The organism is Photobacterium sp. J15 (assembly GCF_963870815.1).
GTDB classification, from domain to species: domain Bacteria; phylum Pseudomonadota; class Gammaproteobacteria; order Enterobacterales; family Vibrionaceae; genus Photobacterium; species Photobacterium marinum.
In genome coordinates, this window is the sequence record NZ_CAWMUI010000002.1 from 520,734 (window position 1) to 542,204 (window position 21,471).

The window sequence follows — 21,471 nt, forward strand, 5'->3', positions numbered from 1 at the left end:
AAACGCTTAAATGTGGGCACTTGTCTTTTAATGTTGGGGGGAACCATGCAAATGCCCGTTAGTTATCTTTGTTATGTCAATGCATGCTTGGCGTGCGGGATTATTCCTCTTAGTTGTTGATAGATAGTTGGCTCCCCGAATTCCGGTGACAGGGCTTTGAAATAAGCACAAGCGCTGGCTCCTACATCAGCAAGTGTTTCGCAGGTGCCAAGTTGAATGCCTTCAATGCCAGATCTGTAGATCATGAGCGGGACTTGTTCGCGAGTGTGTTTGGTATGGCCGATGAAAGGATCGTTGCCGTGATCTGCCATCACCACTAAAATGTCTTCCTGTTTCATTTCATCAATGATGGTGTTCAGTCCTTTGTCAGCTTTTTCCAGAATGGTCCAGTAACGTTTGGGATCCTGTTGGTGTCCGGAGAGATCTGTTTCTTGTACGTTGGCACAGAAGAAACCTTGATCATGTTGGCGAAGGTCATTGATTAACAGTTCGAAAACCTTGCCGGTATCGACGATTGAGGTATAAGAAGTACCAGTTTCGTTTTGCACTATGTCGGCAACTTTGCCATAGAGGTAAGTGTGAATTCCTGCCTGGTTCAGTTGGTAGGGAACCTGAGTTTGGGCATTGACCCCGTAACCCAGATGAATGACCTGAAAACCGTTGTCATAGGCTCCTGAGTCCGGTGCATTAACGCCGATATAGCATGGATTGCCGTATTTATCAGTCTTGGTTTCAATTGCGTTGAGGATGTTATTAATTGAAGGTACAAAGCCTCCGAAAGCAATGTTGCGGCTAACGGCATTAGCTGAGCGGACGACATATCCGATCTTTTTAACTTCTTCAAAACTGATCTGGCTGAAATTCGCCGTAAGGTTATAGACTTGTCCTAAGTCTGCTTCAAGGTTGTCGCCAACAACGACACTGTTGTTAACCATCAGTAGTTGCAATGAATCTCTGGTAATCCGGTCTACGGAATAACCTGCTTGTAACAGTGCTTTTTCAATATTATCAATAGATTCCTGAAAAGGTCTTATCATCGGCGGTTTAGGGTGGGTGCCCATGATTTCCTGGTGCCCCATAAATGTATCGCAACCATAATGAGCCAGTTTGGCTTTACCCCAGTTTGCAATGGCAGAAAGTGCCATGACAGAGTTAGCCTGTCCGACAATATTGATAAGCCCCAGCTTTTCTAGTATCGGAAGCTTTTTAAGTGGGAAATGGTTGAGTAATTTACCTGCAGTATTGGCACCGAGATCTTGTGGGCGAACAGATGCAACGTCAGGCATTTCACCAACTCCGAATCCATCTAATACCACGATAATAAATTTAGCCATGTGTCACCTCGTTTCCTTGTGCATCGAATAAACCAAGCAATCTTGGGGAATTGCCTGATAGTCCCTCGACAAGTGCGACATCACTTCGTGTAACAAAAATTTGGGTACGAAAGGCCATGACAACAGGGGTGCCGATAGCACAGGGGTAATCAAATTTCAGGTAGTAGTCGATATTGGATTCATCTTCGTTACTGATATTGACTATTTTGTCTCTGGCTATGATTTCCGAGGTGTTGGCCTTTGTTGTTTCTCTTATAAGTGCATTCGATAACTGGCTGCGGCGGTAATAGCCGCCTCCGTAGCAGTAACTTTTGCCGTCAAAATGGTGGGAGACTTCGCTGATATACAGCATGGCGATTTTTTCAGGTTGGTTGCCATCTTGATTGGCGGGTGTTGTCCCCGTCAGGGCATGCCCCGGTTCGCCATGTGTCCCGCCGAACTGTTTAATTGTTTCAATCGTCTCGCAACTTGTAGCTGACGGGCAGTTAATTTGGGAAAGTTGATAGCCAAGTTCGCTGGCCTGTCTATGTGCGACATTGACAGTCTCAATATTGGCTGTCGCTTCAGTTGATTGCGTTTTGCTGTTGAATAAGAAGCAAGGGAAGTGTGTCAGGCCTTCAATGTGGATATTCGGCAGGGCGGCAACCTGAGCAAAAATATCTTCTAGTGACTCAATTGGAAAGCCGGCTTCCTGGTTGGTATATAGCTGGTCATTGCTACGGAAGAATTTCAACAAAACACTTTGTTCCCGGTTAGCTTTCTGAGCAGCAACTGAAATTTCGCGTGCTTTTTCGATAGAGTAGACAGTGATAACTTCGGGGCGAATTTTGGAAACAATAAAAGGGATATAGTGGCTGGGGGGCTGAACTAAATGACCGACATGGCCTATTTTAGTCCCGGCCTGATGAAGTTGTCGGGCTTCTTTGTAGTCGACACAGACAATACCGTCATATCCCAGCTCATTAACCAGCATTCTGGCTAAAACAGGATTACGACCGAACTGTTTGGTCATGGCATAAAGTCTGATGCCATGTTCATCAGCTTTCGCTTTTATTAATCGGGCATTTTCTTTGAACTGGTCGACATCGATGACATAGGTATCGGGCAGGATCAAGCCATCCTGAAGTAGCTTAATTGCTCCGTCAATCAGTGCCGGATTTTGTTTTGTTAATGCATTGAGAAACATAAAAGCACCTTTTTAAGGACGACAAGAGCCAGTCCACAAGGGCACCTTATAGGTTAACCATGATGTGGAACTCTGTGAGACTGACTCTGTTTACACGAGATCTAGACTGCGAACAGACCGAATACGAACAACACGTTTAATGCAATACCCGTCAGGATGGCGGCAACGGCTGGTGCTGCGATCTTGAGGATCGGACGTCCCATAACCTCATTGAGGAAGAATAAAATGGTAAAGATGGTCAGACCGGTGGTAGAGCCCATCTTCATAACAGCCAGAACACCACCAATCAATAGTGCAAACTCCATAAGGGTATTCATGGAATCACGGATGTTATCAGAGGCATTACGGATAGACGGGAATTGTTCCAGGAAATGACCAATTTTGCGGAGCAGGAATATTTCCAGGCAGATAGTGATTGCCCCGAGTAGAGCTGCAACCGGAATGTTCGGTGACAGGTAACCGACAACGAAAACGAATGTCATACCTACAACGCCGTATACCCCGGTAGCTAATGCTGTGGTTGCGATGAGCGGAACGAAGCCCAGACCGCGCATAAATTCAGACAGGGCGACTTGCTGGATAGCTGCATCTTGCGCCGCCTGATCGGTAATTTTGTAGGCTTCAGCAAGAGAATAAATGGATACTTCAGAGCCGGCGAAGATCCCAGCATTAGCAACAATGGCAATTAGGGCCCCTGTCGCAGCAAGGAATGGCATGTTTTTCATAATTCGTTTGGTTCGCTCTTCAAACAAGCTATGCATACCGGACATGTCGGGAGGGGTGATGCCTTTTTTCTTGTTATCAATATCTTTGTAAATGGCGATGCCAACCAGCATGACCATGCCGACAAAGATCTGGATTGATTCTGGGTAGATGCTGGTGTATTTGATGACAAGTAGGCGGGAGATCAGGACAACACCGCCGGCCAGGGCTCCAGCTTTCCAGCCAAACTGATTGAAAATCGCTAGTAGCGGGAACAGAGCAAAAGCTGTCATTACCGGTGTACCCAGTTCGCCTAAAGCGCCGAGTGCATCAACAGGTAAGCCAGTCAGTACCGCATTTACGCCGTGTAGTGAGGTGATTACTAGAATTCCCCACAGACCGCCAGCAAGTGCCGCCAGTAAACGGCTTCCCAGCATAACGCCTATGATGTCTGTAGGCAGGAATAATAGCCACGGATTAAGTAATCCGGTGGAAAGAGTAAATGAAATCCCCACGGAGGCCACGAAACCAATCGACAGGCCGAATGCAACAGAGCCGGCATCTCGTCGTGTCATGTTTCCTTCGACCAACTGGGGCAATATGGGTCGGATCCCATCGTGAAAGACTGAGGCGCTCATGTTGGCAATTAATGCTGTCATAGCGCAGAGTAGGGCGACTAAGCCGGTATTGATAATATCCATGTCTGTGCCTTATTTGTTAGCCAGTGTAGTGATGAGCATTGGGATCGCGTGTTCGACATGCTCGACAGAGAGGCCAAAAGCTACTTTGCCTTCTTCAATAAAGCGTTTTACTTCATCTGGTTTGGCCTGAATTGCAGGTTTGGCAATGGTGCAGCTTTGGGCAAAACCGATGATAGCGATAGCAATGGACAGGGCAGCACCGGCACCTGTGTTACAGCAGCCGATATAGTAGTCGAGCTCCCCGGTTTTCACTTTCATTGCGGCATCCATGTCGTTGAGGATGTGGCATTCAAAGTGACCAGGCAGCGTTTTTTCGATCTGATCTTTAATCTTCTCTCGTTGTAAGCCTGCAATACCAATCTTTTTCATAACGGGAACCTTTTGTCTTACTGTTTTTATTGGAAAAGTGTGTAGGGGGTGTACTTGAGCATGGTGTCGACTTCTCTCTGATTGATACCCGCATCCAACATCATTGGAACAAAGGTATCGACTAGATAACAAAAGCCGGGGCCGCCATTTTTCTTTAGGTGCGAGCGACGGGTGATGTCCATAGAAAGCATCACTCGATCGAGTAAGTTACGTTCGGACAAAGCCTTAAGCATGTCCACTCGCTTGGAATCCGGGTAATAGGAATTTTTGCCGATAGTGTCAAACTGGACGTAACATCCCTGATCGATCAGCCAGAGGATGTCTTCAAGGTTATCTTTCAGATCACAATGGCCGATAGTGACTCGCTCCAGGTTAACTGCAAACTTTTTGAATAATTCGATCTGGTGCCGTCCCATAGTGCTCATGGACTGATGAGTAGAGATAGGGCGGCCGGTTTCGTAGTGCGCCATGGCAGCTGCTTCAAAGACTTTTTTCTCTGTATCAGTAAAAGTATTTTCGCTGCTGCCAATTTCACCGATAACGCTGGCTTTGAATTTACTGTCGTCTAAGCCGACTATGATTTCTTTGATCATTTCCTGGCTAATGTCATGGGCTGACTTGTTATAAAGTTCGTCCGGGAAGAAGCCTTCAATGTAATATCCAGTTGAAAGCAAAATGTTTATTCCTGTGTCGCATGCTAAACTTTCAATAAATTGAGGATTTCTTGCCATAAAGGAATTAGTTACTTCTACGATGTTATATACACCACGCTCAACAAGGGCATCCATTTCATCCTTGATGAGATCGTATTGATCCAATCGACAATCGATGTTTCCTTTTTGGGGAGAAAGGTCGATATGCAGGTGCTCATGGCAATAGGTATAGCCGCTTTTGTCAATTAACATATCGCCTCCTTTGCTTGGCATGCGTAATGAAGTGAGAAAAGGTTACTGAGTAAAAAGGAGTTTTCCGTATCCGGAGTGTTATCAAGCTCAAGTGAATCCAAGATCAACTGGTTTAGAGCGCTGATTCGTCCGAATTCGTCGTCAGAGCTTATTTCATCAAAAATTTCCGAATCCAGACCTTCAGCAATCGTGTCGCCATTTTTGATGCGGTCATAGGCTCTTGCCAGGTGTGTCATGGCCATTTGGAATTGTTCGCTGTTTTCATCAACATTGTAATGACGACTTATGAGATCTATTGCCATTAATGTTGCCTGGCAGGCATCTTTTGTGATCACATTGGCCTGCTGTAATAGGGTAAGACGATCCTTCATAGCACACTCCTGTTGCTTGGATTCTATTTTAATAACTTGGCGTTATTTCGCCCTTGACGACTTTCTGTTGATGCTCGAGTAATGCAGGAATATTGATTAGTTTTCGAAGCAAAATATTAATATGTGGCGCATCACCGCTAACTAGTATGACGGCTTCTGAGGCAAGTACGCATTGCTTTATATGATCAAGAGGTCGCTCAGAAAGGCCATATTTTTCCATTTCTATCGCTTCAGGAAGCCAGACAACAGCATCGATTTTGCCTTGTAATAATTGCGCAAGACTGTCTGCATAATTGATTTCAACAATATCGATGGATTTATCTTCAAACGCCAACTCAGTTAGTATTTTTTGGTCGGGAGAGTCCGGGTCGACTCCGACTTTTTTTATTTGCTCATATTCACCATTCCGGTAAATCAGGCGGTGCTCATGAGAGTATGTATTTCGTCCTAAGTCTATTGCAGTGACAAAACCGTCTGAATATGTCTGAGCAGCGAGCTTAGACATAATAGCAATATCGTATGTTCCTTCTTTAAGGCATTCTGCCCTGACACCCGCACCGCGCATATGGGCAAAATATAATGGTAAGCTGCCAATTTGCTGTTTCAGACCACTGGCCAGACCCTCGTAGTGCTTGGTATAAGGCAGGGGCATAGCACATACCACATGGGAAAAACCGGCCAGTTTTACTAACCCCTGATAATCCAGCTTAGAGATAAAAGTACCGTTTCGGCCTTGTTTAGACAGTGTAACGGCACCTTGTTGTTCTACGGTACTCAGCGCTTTCTGAATAAAGCCGACAGAAACCCCAATATCCTCAGATAAAGAATCAATTGTTCTCAGTCTGTCGTTGACTGAGGTTGTCATTAAATAGCGCGCAATATTAATAATGGCTGCGCCTTCTTTGCTGATGTATTGAGCTTTCATAGTCTGATTTTTAATCTTCAATATTTTGAATGTTTAAATTAGCAACGTTTGTGGGTTGTTTATAGCTCACTTTGTGGAATGTGAGATCTGGGTCATATTGGAGGGAGTAATACGTGACTGAGCTGGCAAATATGATGTTTGCGTTTCATAAGCAGCTTAAAAGAACTGAACCCAATAAAGTATTTTCATTACTTTATGAGGTTTTCTTTTTAACGTTTTGAAATTTAAGGCTTTATATTTTGTTTTGGGTTTTCGGTAAGAGAGGAGAGTGAACTAAATAGAATAACCATTCTAATTCTATTTGCTAAATTCACTGTGTGCGCTTCGGAAACAGTTTTTATTCCGTATATGGAGAAAGGTAATGATGACGTTTTATGATCTCTCAGCGAACAGTATTCGCGGGGAGGAAATCGCAATGAGTGACTTTGCCGGAAAAGTTGTTTTGGTGGTTAATACGGCCAGTGAATGTGGTTTTACTCCACAGTATAAAGGGCTGCAGGAACTCTACGCGAAACATAAAGATGAGGGATTGGTTATTTTGGGATTCCCTTGTAACCAGTTTGGAGGCCAGGAGCCGGGAGAGAACCAGCAGATTGCGGAAGCCTGCCAGATCAACTATGGCGTTGATTTTCCAATGTTTGAAAAGGTGGATGTCAACGGCCCGGACAGCCATGAAGTGTTCCAATATCTGAAAAAGGCTCTACCAGGGCTTTTCGGCCAAAATATTAAATGGAACTTTACCAAGTTTCTTATTGGTCGTAACGGCAAACCGATTAAGCGCTACGCGCCAAACAAAGCGCCAGAGTCTATTGAGCAGGATATTGCTCGTGCATTGAAAGCTTAGATAAGTTGTTCTGAGGTAAACGCGGTGAAAAGCCTGATTTGTTCAGGCTTTTTTTTCGACTAGGTAAAGTTTTTTGTAGCTCGCAATATTGTCCGGATGGGTGAATTGGGTTAACTGAGTGATGACATGCTGCTTTGCAGCCTGGTGTTCACTTTGGGCTATTGCTTTCAGCTGAGTGATCGCAGCGAAGGTTGTTGATGATGTCTCTTTGCCCTTCAGGTAGTGTTCAAGAAATAACTGCTGAACTGATGAGTCATTAAACTCACCGAGTTGATCCTGAAGTTGTTTGAGACGCTGTATCTGCTCCTTATTGATTTTTGCCGGAAATATCGGTGTAAAGAACTCTAAAAGATAACGGAGTTTTTTACAGCAAATTCTGAGTTCATGAACAGATTCATCCGGGCTGTTAATTGTGAGTCCATTACAATGCGTCAGAACCTGCTCAAAGTGCTGCCAGATCATTTCGCGCCCGAAGTCTTTACTTTTGCTACGTCCTTTGGAGGTCGGACAGTATTCGAGTTCAGCAATAAGTCCTTTTACAAGCTGGCATTGCTGTTCGTAACTTTCTGTTTTCAGCCATCGTTTTAACTCTTTGTGCGTGTTTCGCCTCATGTACTGTAATTCGTCAAAGAAGCAGATAAGTCCTTGGTGATACTGATGCTCCAAAGCAGAGAAATAATCTTCCATCTTTAGCAGAAACACATCCAGATCCCTTAGGTGGTTGCTTTTCTGCATCATGGTTTTGAGTTCGACTTTGAGCATTTGCTTTTGTTCTGCTTTAAACAGTGATTTAAGCAGGCTGATCAGCGCCCGACACCTTCGCAGAGCAACACGGTACTGGTGAAGAAATTCAATGTCATCATCGCGATTGATGCCTTTTTCATGTTGCCTGGCATGGTTGAATTCGGTTTTCAGGAAATGAAATACGGGCTGATGAATTTCGGCATCGGCTTTTAATAATACGTCCGGCTTTTTTCGTTTTGGTAATTTGAGCTTATCGCGCTTATTTACATTCATTTTTTCACCTCTTCAAATAATCTTAGTCGCAGACTGAGAGGTATGTAATTAAGCTTCGGAAACTGATAACTCGGTAGCAAAGATTTGAATAGTTTGAACAAAGCGGTTTAGCCTGCACGGAAAATAAGGCTTGGTGAGTTGCCTTTCATTTTGATGGCAATTGGAGTTTACGAGCAGCGTTTACAATCAAGTAACAGTTTTTACCTGCTTAATGTCTCAACCCTCGGTGTAACTGCTAATCCTATTAATAAGATTGAAGTGATCACGCTTGGTGAGGAATAAAGTGAGGATCATGAGGATGAGCAAAAAGATTGAAAACCCCTTGGGTACTGACGGTTTTGAGTTTGTTGAATACACCGCGCCGACACCGGAAGGAATTGCAAACCTGAAGAACCTGTTTCACCTGATGGGCTTTGCTGAGGTAGCAAAGCACAAGCACAAAGCGGTGTGGTTGTTCCGTCAGGGTGATATCAATTTTATCGTAAATGGTGAGGCTCACTCGCAAGCTGCTGGTTTTGCCGGAGTGCATGGGGCCAGTGTGAATGCGATGGCATTTCGGGTTTATGACTCGGCGAAGGCACTGGAGTATGCGACAGAGCAGGGCGCGACAGCCTGCGCGGCTCAGGCTGGTCCGATGGAGCTTAATATACCGGCAATTTATGGCATCGGTGACTCGCTGATTTATCTTGTCGACCGTTATGGTGAGCATGATATTTATGAAATCGACTTTGACTATTATCCTGACTATAAAGCCAGAATGGCGCAGTTAGATGCCGGGCTGGAAGTGATCGACCATCTGACACATAACGTGCAACGCGGGAATATGGATGTTTGGGCCGGTTTTTATGAACGTATTGCTAATTTCAGGGAAATCCGTCACTTCGATATCAAAGGTAAGATGACTGGTTTGCTGTCACGAGCCATGACTTCTCCGTGTGGAAGAATACGGATTCCGATAAATGAGTCGAGCGATGATAAATCCCAGATCGCTGAGTATCTGGATCAATACAATGGCGAAGGTATACAGCATATAGCGCTGAGTACCAAAGATATTTATGCCACAGTTCAAAAGCTCAAAGATGGAGGTCTGGCGTTTATGGATACGCCCGATACCTACTATGAAAACGTCGATAAACGCCTTCCCGGCCATAATGAGGATGTGGCCAGGCTTAATGGGTTAAAGATCCTGATAGATGGTGATGAAACCGGTATTTTGCTGCAGATATTTACCGATACCGTTATCGGGCCGGTGTTCTTTGAAATCATTCAGCGTAAGGGTAATCAGGGCTTTGGTGAAGGTAACTTCCAGGCGTTGTTTGAATCCATCGAACTGGATCAGATCCGCCGGGGCGTATTGGATACGGAAGATTAGTAATTCTGTACAGCAACATGAAGTTTATGATTATGACATGTGATTAAAGTGATGTGGCTGGTATTGATAAGGGCGGGCAAAGATAATTTTCCGCCTTTTTGTTAGGGCTGAGAAATGTATTCGGATTATAGCTGGCTTTCTATTGGCAATATGCCGGAAAACCATGCACCAAGCCGTGACCAGAATCCGGCATAAGGCTCAGACGTATAGCGTCGACCTGTATGATCATCATTCCATACGATTTCGCCGTTATCGAGTTCGAGGCGATATGTGTTTTTGAGCAGTCCTTTATCCATTTTTTGATAGATATTTTCGACAAATTCTGGCGTATCTAGGAAAACGCCCATTTCCGTATTGATATAGGCCGAACGGGGATCAAAGTTAAACGAACCGACGAAGATTTTATGGCGATCAATGATAAAGGTCTTAGCGTGAAGGCTGGTGCGGGAACTGCCTAGCCAGGAGCGATCTTTTTTAAACGCAGGATCAATCTTTACTTCATAAAGTTTGACACCACCTTCCAGTAAGGTCTGGCGGTATTTTGCATACCAGCCATGAACGGCAAAGACATCATTGGAAGCCAAAGAGTTGGTAATAATGGTGACATTAATTCCTTCACTGGCAGCTTGAGCAAGGGCTTTTGCGCCCCCTTCAGTTGGGACAAAATAGGGGGAAATCAGCAGAAAATCAGATTTCGTTTGTTCAAGAACAGCAGAAATTTGGTGCAGTAACAGGGCGTTGGTATCTTGAGCATAGACTTTGGCTGGGAGGTCATAAACAACTTCAGCTTCTGCCAGATAAATGCCAAGGTTTTGATTTCTAAGTTGCCGGGCTAACGGCAGGTCAGCCAGAGAATTTATGTAGGCAGAGTTTTTGAAGTAATCCTCTAACGATTTTTCCCATTGAGTCAATTGTTTCTGTGTAGGGGAGTGAATATTATCGACAAGGTGCTCTATTGGAGTAGACGGGCGGCTGTTCCAATATAAGTCGAATTGTCTGGCTATATCGGGAACGGCAGGCCCAAGCAGGAGCAGGTCGAAATCACCAAAATCGACCGTATCATTAGCGGCGAAGTATTCATTGCCAATATTTCTGCCTCCGGTGATGGCAAAAGCACCATCGGCGACCAGTGCTTTATTGTGCATGCGACGGTTGAGGCGGCTGAAGTCACCGACAAAGCCCATCATTCGGAAAGTCCGTTGAGTAAAGGCATTAAACAACCTCAGTTCGATATTAGGGTGACTGGAAAGAGCCGCCAGTGTGCTGTCATCCCGTGTCTGCATATCATCAAGTAAGACACGAACTCGTACATCTCGCTCTGCGGCTTGGTAGAGTGCCCAGGTCATGAGTGAGCTTGTCTGATCATCGCGGTAAATATAATACTGGAGGTCAATGCTGTCCTCGGCGCTTTGGATCAGAGCAAGTCTTGCCAGTAGAGCTTCTTGCCCGTCATCGAGCGGATAAAAACCGGAAAGCCCGTTAGCGTCAGCAAGGTAAGTTTGGCTATAACCCGCCAGCAAAGTATCAGGACTAGCTGCAATAGCTCTGCTGGATTCTTTATCTTGGGGAATTTTTTGTGCGCAACTGAGTTGAGCTCCAATCAGACAAAGGAACAGCAGACGGGGAACATAAGAAATGAACAAAGCAAACAGGGGAGATCTTGAGTTCTTAACCATCTATGCCACATCACGAAATGCTGAAAATTATTCTATGGCACTAATTGTATTCCTGATATGTAGTGCTTGCGTAGGATAACTTTTCTGAATATTGACGTGGTTATATTAAGAGTCAATCAAATAACAATTTTGCTTTGACATTTAATTAGTCGGAAAAAGAAAACCCGCTCAACCTGATGGCGGAGCGGGCTATATTGTCTTGTAAGGTATCTTAACCTTGAGGCTTGTTGAAACTTAGTTTTCAGTTACTCCGTGCCACTGGTAGTGATTGTTGGGTTTTTTACTGACAATGCCTTCTTCTAGTAGCTGTTTGAAGATATCGTCGACTTCTTCACTGCTGATTTTCAAAAAGCGGGTCACAGCACGTTTTGTACAGTTAACCTGATTGCTGCTTAGCGCTTTAATCACCATTTCGTATGGTGTTTTGGGCTCTTCTGCTTTCTGGGGGGCCAGCTCTGGCGATTCACTTTCAGTTACGTCGTAATCATCCATTTGGTTTGTCAGTAATTCAGGCTCTTTAGGCTCGGCATTAAACGCATCAATGGTTATTGGATTCAGGCGGTGGAACTGATTACGGAAACGGATTTCTTCACCAATCAAGCCAACAAAGAATGCGGCGAAAAAGTCCAGCAGTACAGAAAGGAAAATGACTAGCCCTAGCTGTGCGGTTTGAGTCTGAATATTCAGCGATTTGGCCAGGCTGTCAATCAGGCCGATCACTGATCCCTGGGCGGCTACTGGCAGGCTGTCACGTTCGGCTGCCAGTTTTAATTGCTGCTGGCGGAGTTTATCGTTCTCTTTCTGGATACGGGTTACGCCAGTTGCGATTCGTTCCATCTGAATATATTTCTCGGCAGCAACATTATTAAGCTCGATCTGTTTATCGATAGCTGCGATTTGCATGTTATAGCTGTTAACTTTGCTCTGGTGAACACTAATGTGACTTTGTGCCTTGTTAGTTGCACTGTTGATACCACCGACAGAGCCACCGATAGAGATAGCAGCCAAAACCGCATAGAAAGCAAATGCCGAAAATGCTCCGGTGTAATTACGGCGTGCGCGGCGCTCACCGAATTCATACCACGCAAAAAACTTACCTAGTTCGAAAATCACGGCCAGTCCGCCGAAGAGTACCTGCATCATCGGGTTTTCATCGATCGACAAAAATAGCAGCAGGGAGAAAATGATCGAAGCCAGAATGGATGCACCGGTAAAACTGTACACGGTAAACATCGCAAATGTCCCTTTCGGGAAGCGTACGGGTAGGTTGTCGTTGTAAAGCATAAATGTTGTTCTTTCGCTATGAGCACGCTGGCTCATAATTTTAGCCCTTCGGTTTGTGCCGCAGGGCAATAAAAAAAGGTGGCTAAGGATACCGTAAAATATGCGGTTAGCCCTTATAAATTAAGGCATTCAGTATTTTTACGACGGATTTTTACACTGCGCTTTCATAACTGAAGAAAAGTTAGTCAAACAGAACGGAGTGAATGTTAGCCGCACGTATAAGCGGGGCTACAAATGGTTAGTGATTGCTAAATAAAAATCATACTGATTCATATGAATTTGGTACTTTAGCGTCAGTAATATAAGGTTAGAACGAATGCTCTATTACTGTTTGCCATAATCTGATCTGACTATATCTCCGGACAGGAAGTATGAGCCGGCGATAATAAAATATTACTGACTGCAAGGAGTGCAAATGAACGAACTATTGAAAGAATACCCGGTCATTACAGAAATTCCGGTCGCCTGGGGAGAAATGGATGCCTTCCAACATGTTAACAATGTGGTTTATTTCCGATATTTCGAAACGGCCAGGATCGACTACTTCCGCGAAGTGGCATTGATGGATGAAATGTACAAAACCGGCATAGGCCCGGTGCTGAGCGAAACCAGCTGCCGTTATAAGCTGCCGGTGACCTACCCGGACATTTTATATATCGGCAGTCGGGTATCTGAACTTCATGATGACAGGTTTACTATGGAGTACGCTGTGGTCAGCAAGAAGCATGGAGCGGTAGTGACAACCGGGACGGCAGAAGTCGTGATGTACGATTTCAACAATAAACAGAAAGCAAATATGTCACCGTTACTGGTCGACAGTATTCAGGGAATTGAGTCTCGAACTTTGGTGCAACAGGAAACATTCTGATTCAGCGTAAGCGGCAGCCGGAGTAATGTTGTGTTGCTTTAGCTGCCGTAGACTATGTGTTGCTGAGCAATATGTGCTCGGGAAGAACCAAGTTTTTTGGCGGATATAGTAAATTGTTCAGTAAAACAATGGCGCAAAGCATTTGATATCAGAAAGCGATAGATTGTTGTTCATTAGGTAATAGTGATTTGTGTAGTGATATATATATCACAAATGATAACGTGATTATTATTCACCGCTTCATTAAACCTCAATGCTTTATTTTGTAGCCCTTGTGGGTTTGAAGTGTATTTTTTGATTTGAGATAAAAATCAGGAAGTTATACATCAGGCTTATATTCGAGGGTATATTGAATGTGCTTTAGTTCATATCATAGTTAATGTTATTACGTTATAAATCATACTGTCCGGGTATATATCCATTCTTAATAATCAGGCGGGAGTATTTTTGTTTTTTATTTAATTGCAAATAAAACCTTCAGCTTGAATGAATAAATGCGTGAAAATTGACTCAAAAGTGCTGCAAAGTAAAGTGTGAGAAAAATAATTAAGCTTAAGATAATAAATTATGAAATATATTAAATTATTAGCGGTGTTAAGTGCTTTGTGTGTGGCCTCATTCTCTTATGCTAAGGATGCAAGAGGTTTTTATGTCGGTGTCGGCGCAGGTACTGTGGAGTTGAATGATCTTGATGATTCACTGAATGGCCCTTATGAGGATGATTCAGGTTTTACACATCAAGTTAGTACAAAGGTGGATGGTACGGCAATAAAGCTAATTGCTGGTTATCAGATTAACCGAGTTCTTGCGTTTGAAGCTCAGTATACAAAATATGGCGATGTTAATTCTACAGATACAACAAATGTTTTTGGTCATCAGGTAAAAGGTACTAAGACGATTTTGGCTCCTGAAGCATTTTCATTTTCGCTTAATGCCGGTTATACATTTAATAACGGATTGCGTCCTTTCGGCATTCTAGGTATGTCAGCAGTTGATATTAACCAATCTTTGAAACTATATGCTGACGACCTTAACCCTGGTATGCGTTACGGTGTCGGCCTTGAATATACACCACCAGCGATGAACAGACTAAGTATACGTACTGCTTATGAAGCTGATATGTTCTATCTTGATCCAAAAGAAGCAATTGAATTTGAAGACTATATTCTGTCTTCTGTTTATGTAAGCCTTTCATATAAGTTCTAAAGCTGACTAAGAATTTATCCTGGTAAAAAGCTGCGTTTATGACGCAGCTTTTTGATTTTATATACTTGCTCACTCACTATGCTGCCTGAATTAATACCCGCAAGTAATGCAAATAGGTGATTATTTAAGTGGTCTTAGTCGCTATAGAAATTCCTGTCGTCCGGTGAGAAAGGATACTATCCGAGCTGTCTACAGTGTGGGTGGCCTGATACTAACTTCTGAGAAATCTGCTCTGTTTAAATCATTTTTTGACTAAACCAGTCACAAAGAAAGTTGATCAACACTTTTACCCGTTCAGGTTGGTAGTGAAGTTTGTTATAGATTATGTGAACCGGAATCGGGGTGATATCCCATCCTTTTATGGCTGGGACTAGGGTTTTCTCCTCTAGCTCGCGCTTCAAATAGAAAGATGGAAGTCGTGTAATGCCTGAACCCTCAAGTGCAAACTGGCGCAGTACCCGGCTGTTATTACAGTTCATCACTGTTGGGATAAGGATGTCTCTTTGTTCGCCGAAAGAGTTTTGAAACTGCCATTTTACAATTGGGCCCGCAAGGCACCTGTGCCGAATCAGTTCGTCAGGGTGTTCGACAGTTCCGTACGTTTTAAGATACTCAGGCGAAGCAAACAACCCCATTTGCATGGTCATTAAAGGGCGGCAGATCAGTCTTGAATCTGCAGGTTCACCGGCACGAATAACAAAGTCATACTGCTCATCAATCAGGTTAACGTGTCGGCTTTCAAAAGACAGGTTTGTTTGGATATCGGGATACTGTAGTGAGAACTCAGCCAGGGCCTTTGCCAGATAATCCTCACCAAAAACGCCACCCAGGCTGTTTATATTTATTTTACCCGTCATCGCATTAGTCATCTCTAATACGTTAGCTGCGGCTTTTTCAATAGCTTCAAGAGATGTCTGGCAGGTTTGATAAAAAAATTCACCGGCATCAGTCAGCTTTTGAGTACGGGTTGTTCGGGTGAGCAACTGTACACCCATGTCTTTTTCCAGTTGACTTAGCTGTCGGGAAACATGTGCTCGGGAAGAGCCAAGCTTATCGGCGGCTTTCGTTAAATTACCCATTGAAACAATGGCGACAAAAGTTTTGATATCAGACAGAGATAGATTGTTGCTCATCCGGTAATAGTGATTTGTGTGGTGATATATATATCATCAATAATAACAAGTTTATTATTTAATTTCTCGTTAATTCTTAACATTTCAACCTACAGTCCATTTGATGTATGTTTAGCTTTATACTTATTTGATTATTAAGTGATTAATAGCTATAGGGTTATTAATCAGACATATAAAGTTAGAGATATATTAGTGGTGAACTGAAATCAGTTCAGTTCATATAGCAATCATAGTGGCTGTCATTGAATTATAAAATATGTCTTTTGGGAATAATGCTTTGATTGTAAAAATAACACTTTAGCATTATTGGTCTAGTTCTATTTGGATATAACTTTTTGATTCTATCTAAATGAATTAAGTATGCCGGAAATGATAGATGTAATTTTTTGACTTAATTGGTTGTGGGTTGAAATAAACTTCAATAATCAATCACAATATTATAAATTATGAAATTTTTTAAAATAATTGCTGTTTTTAGTTCATTACTAGTAGCCTCATTTTCTCATGCTAAGGATGTAAGAGGTTTTTATGTCGGTGCCGGTGTTGGTACAATCGGTGTTGATGATCAAGATGGCTTTTTTGATGTATTTGAAGATCTTCCTTTTGATGTGGCTGGAGAGGGAAATACCTATAAACTAATTGCTGGTTATCAGGTTAACCATATTCTTGCTCTTGAAGCTCAGTACACGAAGTATGGTGATGTTAAGATTGCATCTAAACCTGTGACGGTACAAAGCTGGGAGCCAGAAGCGTTGTCTTTTACCGCAAATGCGGGTTACACCTTTAACAATGGTTTACGTCCGTTCGGTATTTTGGGGTTGTCAATGCTCGAACTGAATGAATCTAGTAATGTGGATTTCCTAAAATTAGATGAAGATAAATATTTAGGTCTTCGTTATGGTTTGGGTATTGAATATATGCCACCAGCATTTAATGCACTAAGTGTCAGACTTGCCTATGAAGCTGATTTCTTCTATGCCGAGAAGAAAGAGACTCGTCATGGAGCTTACTCAGATTACACGATTACTGAGCTTTACGACTTTACTCTTGATTCAGTCTATCTGAGCGTTTCTTACCGCTTCTGATTGATTCATAAATGAGATATACGAAAAGGCTGTGATTAATCACAGCCTTTTTTGTTACATATTTTTATCCCCTCACTATACTTTCTTATGAACATAGGGGAGGGACCATGTTTATCGCGATTGAGCACGAAATCACAGATCCTGAATTGTTCTGGCAGAAAGCCAGTGGCGCGATGAGTCATCCGCCAGCGGGAATGCGGTTGCACTCCACTATGGTCAGTGAGCATCAGAAGATGTGTCAGTGCATGTGGGAAGCTGAATCGATCGACATAGTACGCGAGTTTCTCGAACCGGAACTGGCTAATTCCTGTGTAAATACTTACTATCAGATAGATCCTGATAAGGCGATAGGGTAGCGGTAGTTTCGAGTTGAAAGGAGAGTGGTGAGAGGTTGATACTGCCAGTTAAGTGAGTAACTTCCCTTCCGGAATCCAGATAAAAGAACGGCGAGCTTAATAGCTCGCCGTTTGTATTATTAGTTTCTTTTAACGCTAGTTTCTAGATATTTCTATCTCGACTCTAAACTTTGTCTTCTACTTCCCGGCAATGTTCAGTTTGCTGAAGCGGATTTTTGGCGCAAAGAAATCACGTTCGTAATCGTGAGTCAGTGTATTACCCACAGCATCAATTTCTTTGATCATCTGGTAGAAGTTACCGGCCACTGTAATACCGCGTACCGGCTTGATGCGTTTGCCGTCGCGACACAGGAAGCCGCTGGCACCGAATGAGAAGTCGCCGCTGATAGCATCAGCCCCGGAGTGAACGCCTTGAAGTTCAACTAGTTCCAGGTATTCGCCTGCTGTGATTTCAGCATCCGAGCTGGTTCCGGTTGCAATCGTAGTATGGCGGGATGATACGCCTAAGCCACCTTTAGCTGAACGGGCAGCGTTGGCTGTGTTCTCAATACCAAAGAAGCTGGCAGTGTGGCTGTTGTGCAGCAAGCTTTGCAGCTGACCCTCACCGATCAAGATGGTATCGCGGGTGGCATAACCTTCACTGTCGAACGCCTTAATCGCAGAACCGCCTTCAATAAATGCGATATCCGATACAGTAAGCAGCGGGCTGGCAACCTGGGAATGAAGTGAATCACGCCACGGGTTGATCCCTTTCATTGCCGACTGGCCAGATAAGCACATGCCAAATGCGCCGAACAGGCTGCTCAGGCAGCTCAGATCGAAGATAACGGAGTAGTTACCGGTATTAACAGGCTCACCGTCAAGCAGGGCTTTAGCGATTTCGTAACCATGATTAATACAGTAGGCGGAATCCAGTTCGTCAAAACGACGACCGGATGACATACCTCCGTGCATTGACTGCTTGTCGTCCTGCTCATACAAGGTATAAGCATAACAGTAAGTTGAGCGTTCCTGATGCTGACACAATGTACCTTTAGTATTGGCCAGAATTACTTTGCTATCCGATTCACCAAAGCCGTTATATGGCGATGCTTTAGCATGTGGCAGGGCAACAACACCACTTTCCAGCGCCAGAGCAAGCTCGATCTTGTCGTCAACAGTGGCTTCATCTTGCTGGTAGATTTCAGCCACATCTGTTGTCAGGCGGCTGTCTGCGCAGCTGATGGTCTGATGCTCGTCTTGCTTGGTGTATTTCGCATTCAGCAGGGCTTGCTCAACAATGCTGTCCAGGCTGGAAGGTTCCAGAGATTCGGAATAGCTGGTGGCGACACGCTGATCTTTGATGACACGAACACCAATAACCTGACCGGATGTTACCTTGTATTCGTCCAGTTCGCCGCCGTTGGCTTTCAGGGAGAAGTTATTGCTGCAGTTAGCGATAACATCAGCTTCGGCACCGGCTGCTTTTACGCGATCCAGAACCTGATCAATTGCCTGTTGAAGTTTGTTTTGATCGGCCATTAGTTACCACCTCCCACAAGAATGTTGTCTACCTTCAGTGCCGGTTGTCCGACGGTAGTCGGTACTGAACCACTCACTGAACCACACATACCGGCAGCCAGTTCGAAGTCTTTACCGACCATACTGATCTCTTTCAACACCTTAGGTCCGGTGCTGATCAGCGTGGCGGATTTCAGTGGCTTGGTTATTTGGCCGTTCTCAACCAGATAAGCTTCTTGTACTGCGAAGTTGAATTCACCAGTTCCCGGCTGAACAGAGCCCCCGCCCATCTTCTTGGCGTAGATGCCGCGCTCGACGCTGCTGATCATTTCATCCAGTGAGCTGTCACCCGGTTCGATGAAGGTATTACGCATACGGGAAGTCGGTGCGTACTTGTATGATTCACGACGGCCGGAACCTGTGCGGGAGTAGCCAGTTTTCAGTGAACCCATATGGTCAACCATAAAGCTTGTAAGCTTACCGTCTTTGATCAGTTGGGTACGCTGGGTTTCCATCCCTTCGTCATCGATATTGATTGAGCCCCACTCGTTTGCCATGGTGCCGTCATCAACTGCATTGACGACTGTATTGGCAATCATCTCACCCATTTTGTCGTGGAATACAGATGCCTTTTTAGCAACAGATGTGGTTTCCAGCAGGTGACCACAGGCTTCATGGAAAATAACACCGCCGAAGCCGTTACCGATGATCACCGGCATTTCACCTGAAGGGCAATTTTCTGCGAACAGCTTAACCATGGCCTGTTTGGCAACGTCATGACCAAGCTCACGTGGATTCAGGCGGGTATTGAATTCCCAGCCGGTCAAAGCGCCAGGAGCTTCATACCCGATAGATTGCTCGCTACCGTTTTGGGCAATAGCTGTAGCTGCAACACGAGTGTAATGGCGGGTGTCGCCGATATGCAGGCCGTTGGAGTTGAAGATTTCAACCTGTTGTTCACGTTGCGCGATACGACCGATGAACTGAGAGATTTTTTCATCTTCAGCACGGGCTGCCAGATCAGCTTCTCTCAGGAAGGCGATTTTTTCTTCCAGGTTAGCATTCTGGCTCAGCGGAAGCTGGCACGAGTGGATACTGTTATAACGGCTGAGGTTCAATGCACCCGCGGTAGCAATCTGGTCGCGCTTGTCTTTGGCGGCCAGCAGGCTGGTAACACGTTTCAGTTCTTCTTCGTCGGTGCTGTTGGTGTAGCCATAAAGGACTTTATGGCCGAAGAAAAGGCGAACACCGATACCGAAGTCGATACCTGAGTTTACTTTGTCGATCTCGCCAGAGTTCAGCTCGACAGAGCCTGACTGGTGGTGCTCGACAAACAATTCTGCAAAGTCAGCGCCCAGGAAGAGTGCATGATCAATGACCGCTTTCGCAGTAGCAGGGTTTAGCATAGTTGCTCCTTGCTTGAATTAGCCCATGGTTAACCGGATTGAACCATGGGCGATATTTTCTTTTCCTACCTATTCATATTTAGCATGAAATCAGCAGGTTGAGTCTTTTTCTCAGTTTTTAATCGTGGTCAGTGAGCACAGGATTTCTTCCAGCTCACCCCATGGCAGCAGCTCGTTGTCAATGACTTCAATGCGGGACTCGAAGCCTTCAAGTGACAACTCGTTTACAGTAACTACCTGATTTACAACATTGAAAGCGTAACAACCGCGTTCAGTGTTAACCACTGCTTTTACGCGCTGGGCATTGATATTGGAAAATAGGCTGAACAGCTTAGAGAAATCGAAAATCTGATCGGCTGCAAAGAACCAGCCACAGCTATGGTAACCCTGTCCGTTGTTTTCTTTACGTACATAAGTCTGACCCGGTGCCAGTTCAAAGCCCGGTAGCGGTGCCGCTTCTTCGTCACTATGGTGGTGATGATGGTGGCTGTGCTCAGCTTTGCGCTCAGTACGTTCAACATCCAGCCAGCTCAGTTCCAGCTCACCCTGTTGCACTTGGCCGATAATTTTCTTCTTTGGCTCGCACTGGTCGATATAGGTTTCGAAAGCCAGAATGTCGTAATCCACACACTGGTCAATCTTGTTGGCGACCACAACATCAGCCAGCGCAATCTGGTCCTGGAAGTTCTGGTTTTCGGTATATAGTGGATCCGCAAACTGACGAGGATCTACCAAGGTAATGGTTGCCTTCAGGTCGATATAGTTACGGAAAGTATCGGAAGTCAGCTTGTTGATGATTTCCTTCGGATGACCTAGTCCGGTTGGTTCCAGCAGCAGTCGGTCCGGTTTTTGTGCCAGTAGTGCATTGATGCCGACAGACATTGGCAAACCTGCCACACAGCACATACAGCCGCCCGGAACTTCTTTAACAATGGCACCTTGCTGATCAAGGATGGCACCGTCTACGCCGACGTTGCCGAACTCGTTGATCAGGATCGCCCATTTTTCATTTTCTGGCTTACGCGCCAGCAGAGAGAGGATTGAAGTGGTTTTCCCAGCACCCAGAAAGCCGGTGATGATATTGGTTGGGATGCGCTTCATGTTGGTCACAGTTCTCCTTCATTAATACCAAACGGAACAATGGGTTGCTGTTATTCGACCATGATTCCGTTTGGTATGAAAACAGCTATCATAACACTCAATAACAGCAAGCGAATTGCTTCAGACGATT

General features: G+C 44.5%; 20 protein-coding genes. 6 read left to right on the top strand and 14 right to left on the bottom strand.

Annotated elements, in window-relative coordinates; translation table 11 throughout:
• Nucleotides 1-71 precede the first annotated feature (71 nt).
• The 7 genes from AACQ93_RS19210 to yhfZ form a co-directional block, all read right to left on the bottom strand.
• Nucleotides 72-1,334 carry a phosphopentomutase gene (locus AACQ93_RS19210; RefSeq protein WP_064607858.1) on the bottom strand — a complete coding sequence of 421 codons (1,263 nt, stop codon included), beginning with the start codon at nt 1,332-1,334 and terminating at the stop codon, nt 72-74.
• Complete coding sequence (locus tag AACQ93_RS19215) at nt 1,327-2,520, bottom strand: YhfX family PLP-dependent enzyme (RefSeq protein WP_064607860.1); 1,194 nt, start codon at nt 2,518-2,520, stop codon at nt 1,327-1,329. Before AACQ93_RS19215 ends, AACQ93_RS19210 begins: the two co-directional genes overlap by 8 nt.
• Nucleotides 2,521-2,621: 101 nt before the next feature.
• Nucleotides 2,622-3,923 (bottom strand): YhfT family protein, encoded by a 1,302-nt coding sequence (locus AACQ93_RS19220; protein WP_064607862.1) that lies wholly within the window; start codon nt 3,921-3,923, stop codon nt 2,622-2,624.
• Between the two features lie 9 nt (nt 3,924-3,932).
• Nucleotides 3,933-4,292: a DUF2620 domain-containing protein gene (locus AACQ93_RS19225; RefSeq protein WP_064607864.1), complete on the bottom strand. Its 360-nt coding sequence runs from the start codon at nt 4,290-4,292 to the stop codon at nt 3,933-3,935.
• Nucleotides 4,293-4,318: 26 nt separating this feature from the next.
• Nucleotides 4,319-5,197, bottom strand: a complete 879-nt coding sequence (locus tag AACQ93_RS19230) for a phosphotriesterase family protein (protein WP_064607867.1) — start codon at nt 5,195-5,197, stop codon at nt 4,319-4,321.
• On the bottom strand, nt 5,191-5,568 hold the full coding sequence (locus tag AACQ93_RS19235) for a PRD domain-containing protein (protein ID WP_064607869.1): 378 nt from the start codon (nt 5,566-5,568) through the stop codon (nt 5,191-5,193). Before AACQ93_RS19235 ends, AACQ93_RS19230 begins: the two co-directional genes overlap by 7 nt.
• Nucleotides 5,569-5,596: 28 nt before the next feature.
• Nucleotides 5,597-6,493 carry a GntR family transcriptional regulator YhfZ gene (gene yhfZ, locus AACQ93_RS19240; protein ID WP_064607871.1) on the bottom strand — a complete coding sequence of 299 codons (897 nt, stop codon included), beginning with the start codon at nt 6,491-6,493 and terminating at the stop codon, nt 5,597-5,599.
• A 361-nt stretch (nt 6,494-6,854) separates the two neighbouring features.
• On the opposite strand from yhfZ, the gene AACQ93_RS19245 reads away from it, so the two are divergent.
• Nucleotides 6,855-7,337, top strand: a complete 483-nt coding sequence (locus tag AACQ93_RS19245) for a glutathione peroxidase (protein ID WP_064607873.1) — start codon at nt 6,855-6,857, stop codon at nt 7,335-7,337.
• Between the two features lie 42 nt (nt 7,338-7,379).
• Here AACQ93_RS19245 and AACQ93_RS19250 read toward each other — a convergent pair whose 3' ends face one another.
• The gene (locus AACQ93_RS19250; RefSeq protein WP_064607875.1) at nt 7,380-8,354 is read right to left on the bottom strand and encodes a CHAD domain-containing protein; all 975 of its coding nucleotides are present in this window, start codon (nt 8,352-8,354) and stop codon (nt 7,380-7,382) included.
• A 298-nt stretch (nt 8,355-8,652) separates the two neighbouring features.
• Between AACQ93_RS19250 and hppD the strand changes: the two genes are divergently transcribed.
• A complete protein-coding gene (gene hppD / locus AACQ93_RS19255; protein WP_198160204.1) occupies nt 8,653-9,726 on the top strand; it encodes a 4-hydroxyphenylpyruvate dioxygenase in 1,074 nt (357 codons plus the stop codon).
• Between the two features lie 125 nt (nt 9,727-9,851).
• On the opposite strand, the gene AACQ93_RS19260 is transcribed toward hppD, so the two are convergent.
• Nucleotides 9,852-11,402 (bottom strand): phospholipase D family protein, encoded by a 1,551-nt coding sequence (locus tag AACQ93_RS19260; RefSeq protein WP_064607879.1) that lies wholly within the window; start codon nt 11,400-11,402, stop codon nt 9,852-9,854.
• A gap of 234 nt (nt 11,403-11,636) precedes the next feature.
• Complete coding sequence (locus AACQ93_RS19265) at nt 11,637-12,686, bottom strand: hypothetical protein (RefSeq protein ID WP_064607882.1); 1,050 nt, start codon at nt 12,684-12,686, stop codon at nt 11,637-11,639.
• A gap of 415 nt (nt 12,687-13,101) precedes the next feature.
• Between AACQ93_RS19265 and AACQ93_RS19270 the strand changes: the two genes are divergently transcribed.
• Both AACQ93_RS19270 and AACQ93_RS19275 read left to right on the top strand, forming a co-directional pair.
• Entirely contained in the window at nt 13,102-13,554 is a 453-nt protein-coding gene (locus AACQ93_RS19270) for an acyl-CoA thioesterase (RefSeq protein WP_064607884.1), read from the top strand.
• Between the two features lie 567 nt (nt 13,555-14,121).
• On the top strand, nt 14,122-14,760 hold the full coding sequence (locus tag AACQ93_RS19275; protein WP_064607885.1) for an outer membrane beta-barrel protein: 639 nt from the start codon (nt 14,122-14,124) through the stop codon (nt 14,758-14,760).
• Between the two features lie 236 nt (nt 14,761-14,996).
• Here AACQ93_RS19275 and AACQ93_RS19280 read toward each other — a convergent pair whose 3' ends face one another.
• Nucleotides 14,997-15,893, bottom strand: coding sequence for a LysR family transcriptional regulator (locus AACQ93_RS19280; protein ID WP_064607887.1), 897 nt, complete (start codon nt 15,891-15,893; stop codon nt 14,997-14,999).
• Between the two features lie 446 nt (nt 15,894-16,339).
• Here AACQ93_RS19280 and AACQ93_RS19285 point away from each other — a divergent pair, with 446 nt between their 5' ends.
• Entirely contained in the window at nt 16,340-16,978 is a 639-nt protein-coding gene (locus AACQ93_RS19285; protein ID WP_064607889.1) for a porin family protein, read from the top strand.
• A gap of 107 nt (nt 16,979-17,085) precedes the next feature.
• On the top strand, nt 17,086-17,334 hold the full coding sequence (locus AACQ93_RS19290) for a hypothetical protein (protein WP_007464173.1): 249 nt from the start codon (nt 17,086-17,088) through the stop codon (nt 17,332-17,334).
• A 177-nt stretch (nt 17,335-17,511) separates the two neighbouring features.
• Here AACQ93_RS19290 and AACQ93_RS19295 read toward each other — a convergent pair whose 3' ends face one another.
• From AACQ93_RS19295 to AACQ93_RS19305, 3 genes are all read right to left on the bottom strand, one after another.
• Entirely contained in the window at nt 17,512-18,855 is a 1,344-nt protein-coding gene (locus AACQ93_RS19295) for a TldD/PmbA family protein (protein WP_064607891.1), read from the bottom strand.
• Nucleotides 18,855-20,240, bottom strand: coding sequence for a TldD/PmbA family protein (locus AACQ93_RS19300; RefSeq protein ID WP_064607893.1), 1,386 nt, complete (start codon nt 20,238-20,240; stop codon nt 18,855-18,857). The genes AACQ93_RS19295 and AACQ93_RS19300 overlap by 1 nt, the downstream gene beginning before the upstream one ends.
• Before the next feature lie 111 nt (nt 20,241-20,351).
• Complete coding sequence (locus AACQ93_RS19305) at nt 20,352-21,341, bottom strand: CobW family GTP-binding protein (RefSeq protein ID WP_064607895.1); 990 nt, start codon at nt 21,339-21,341, stop codon at nt 20,352-20,354.
• Nucleotides 21,342-21,471 lie beyond the last annotated feature (130 nt).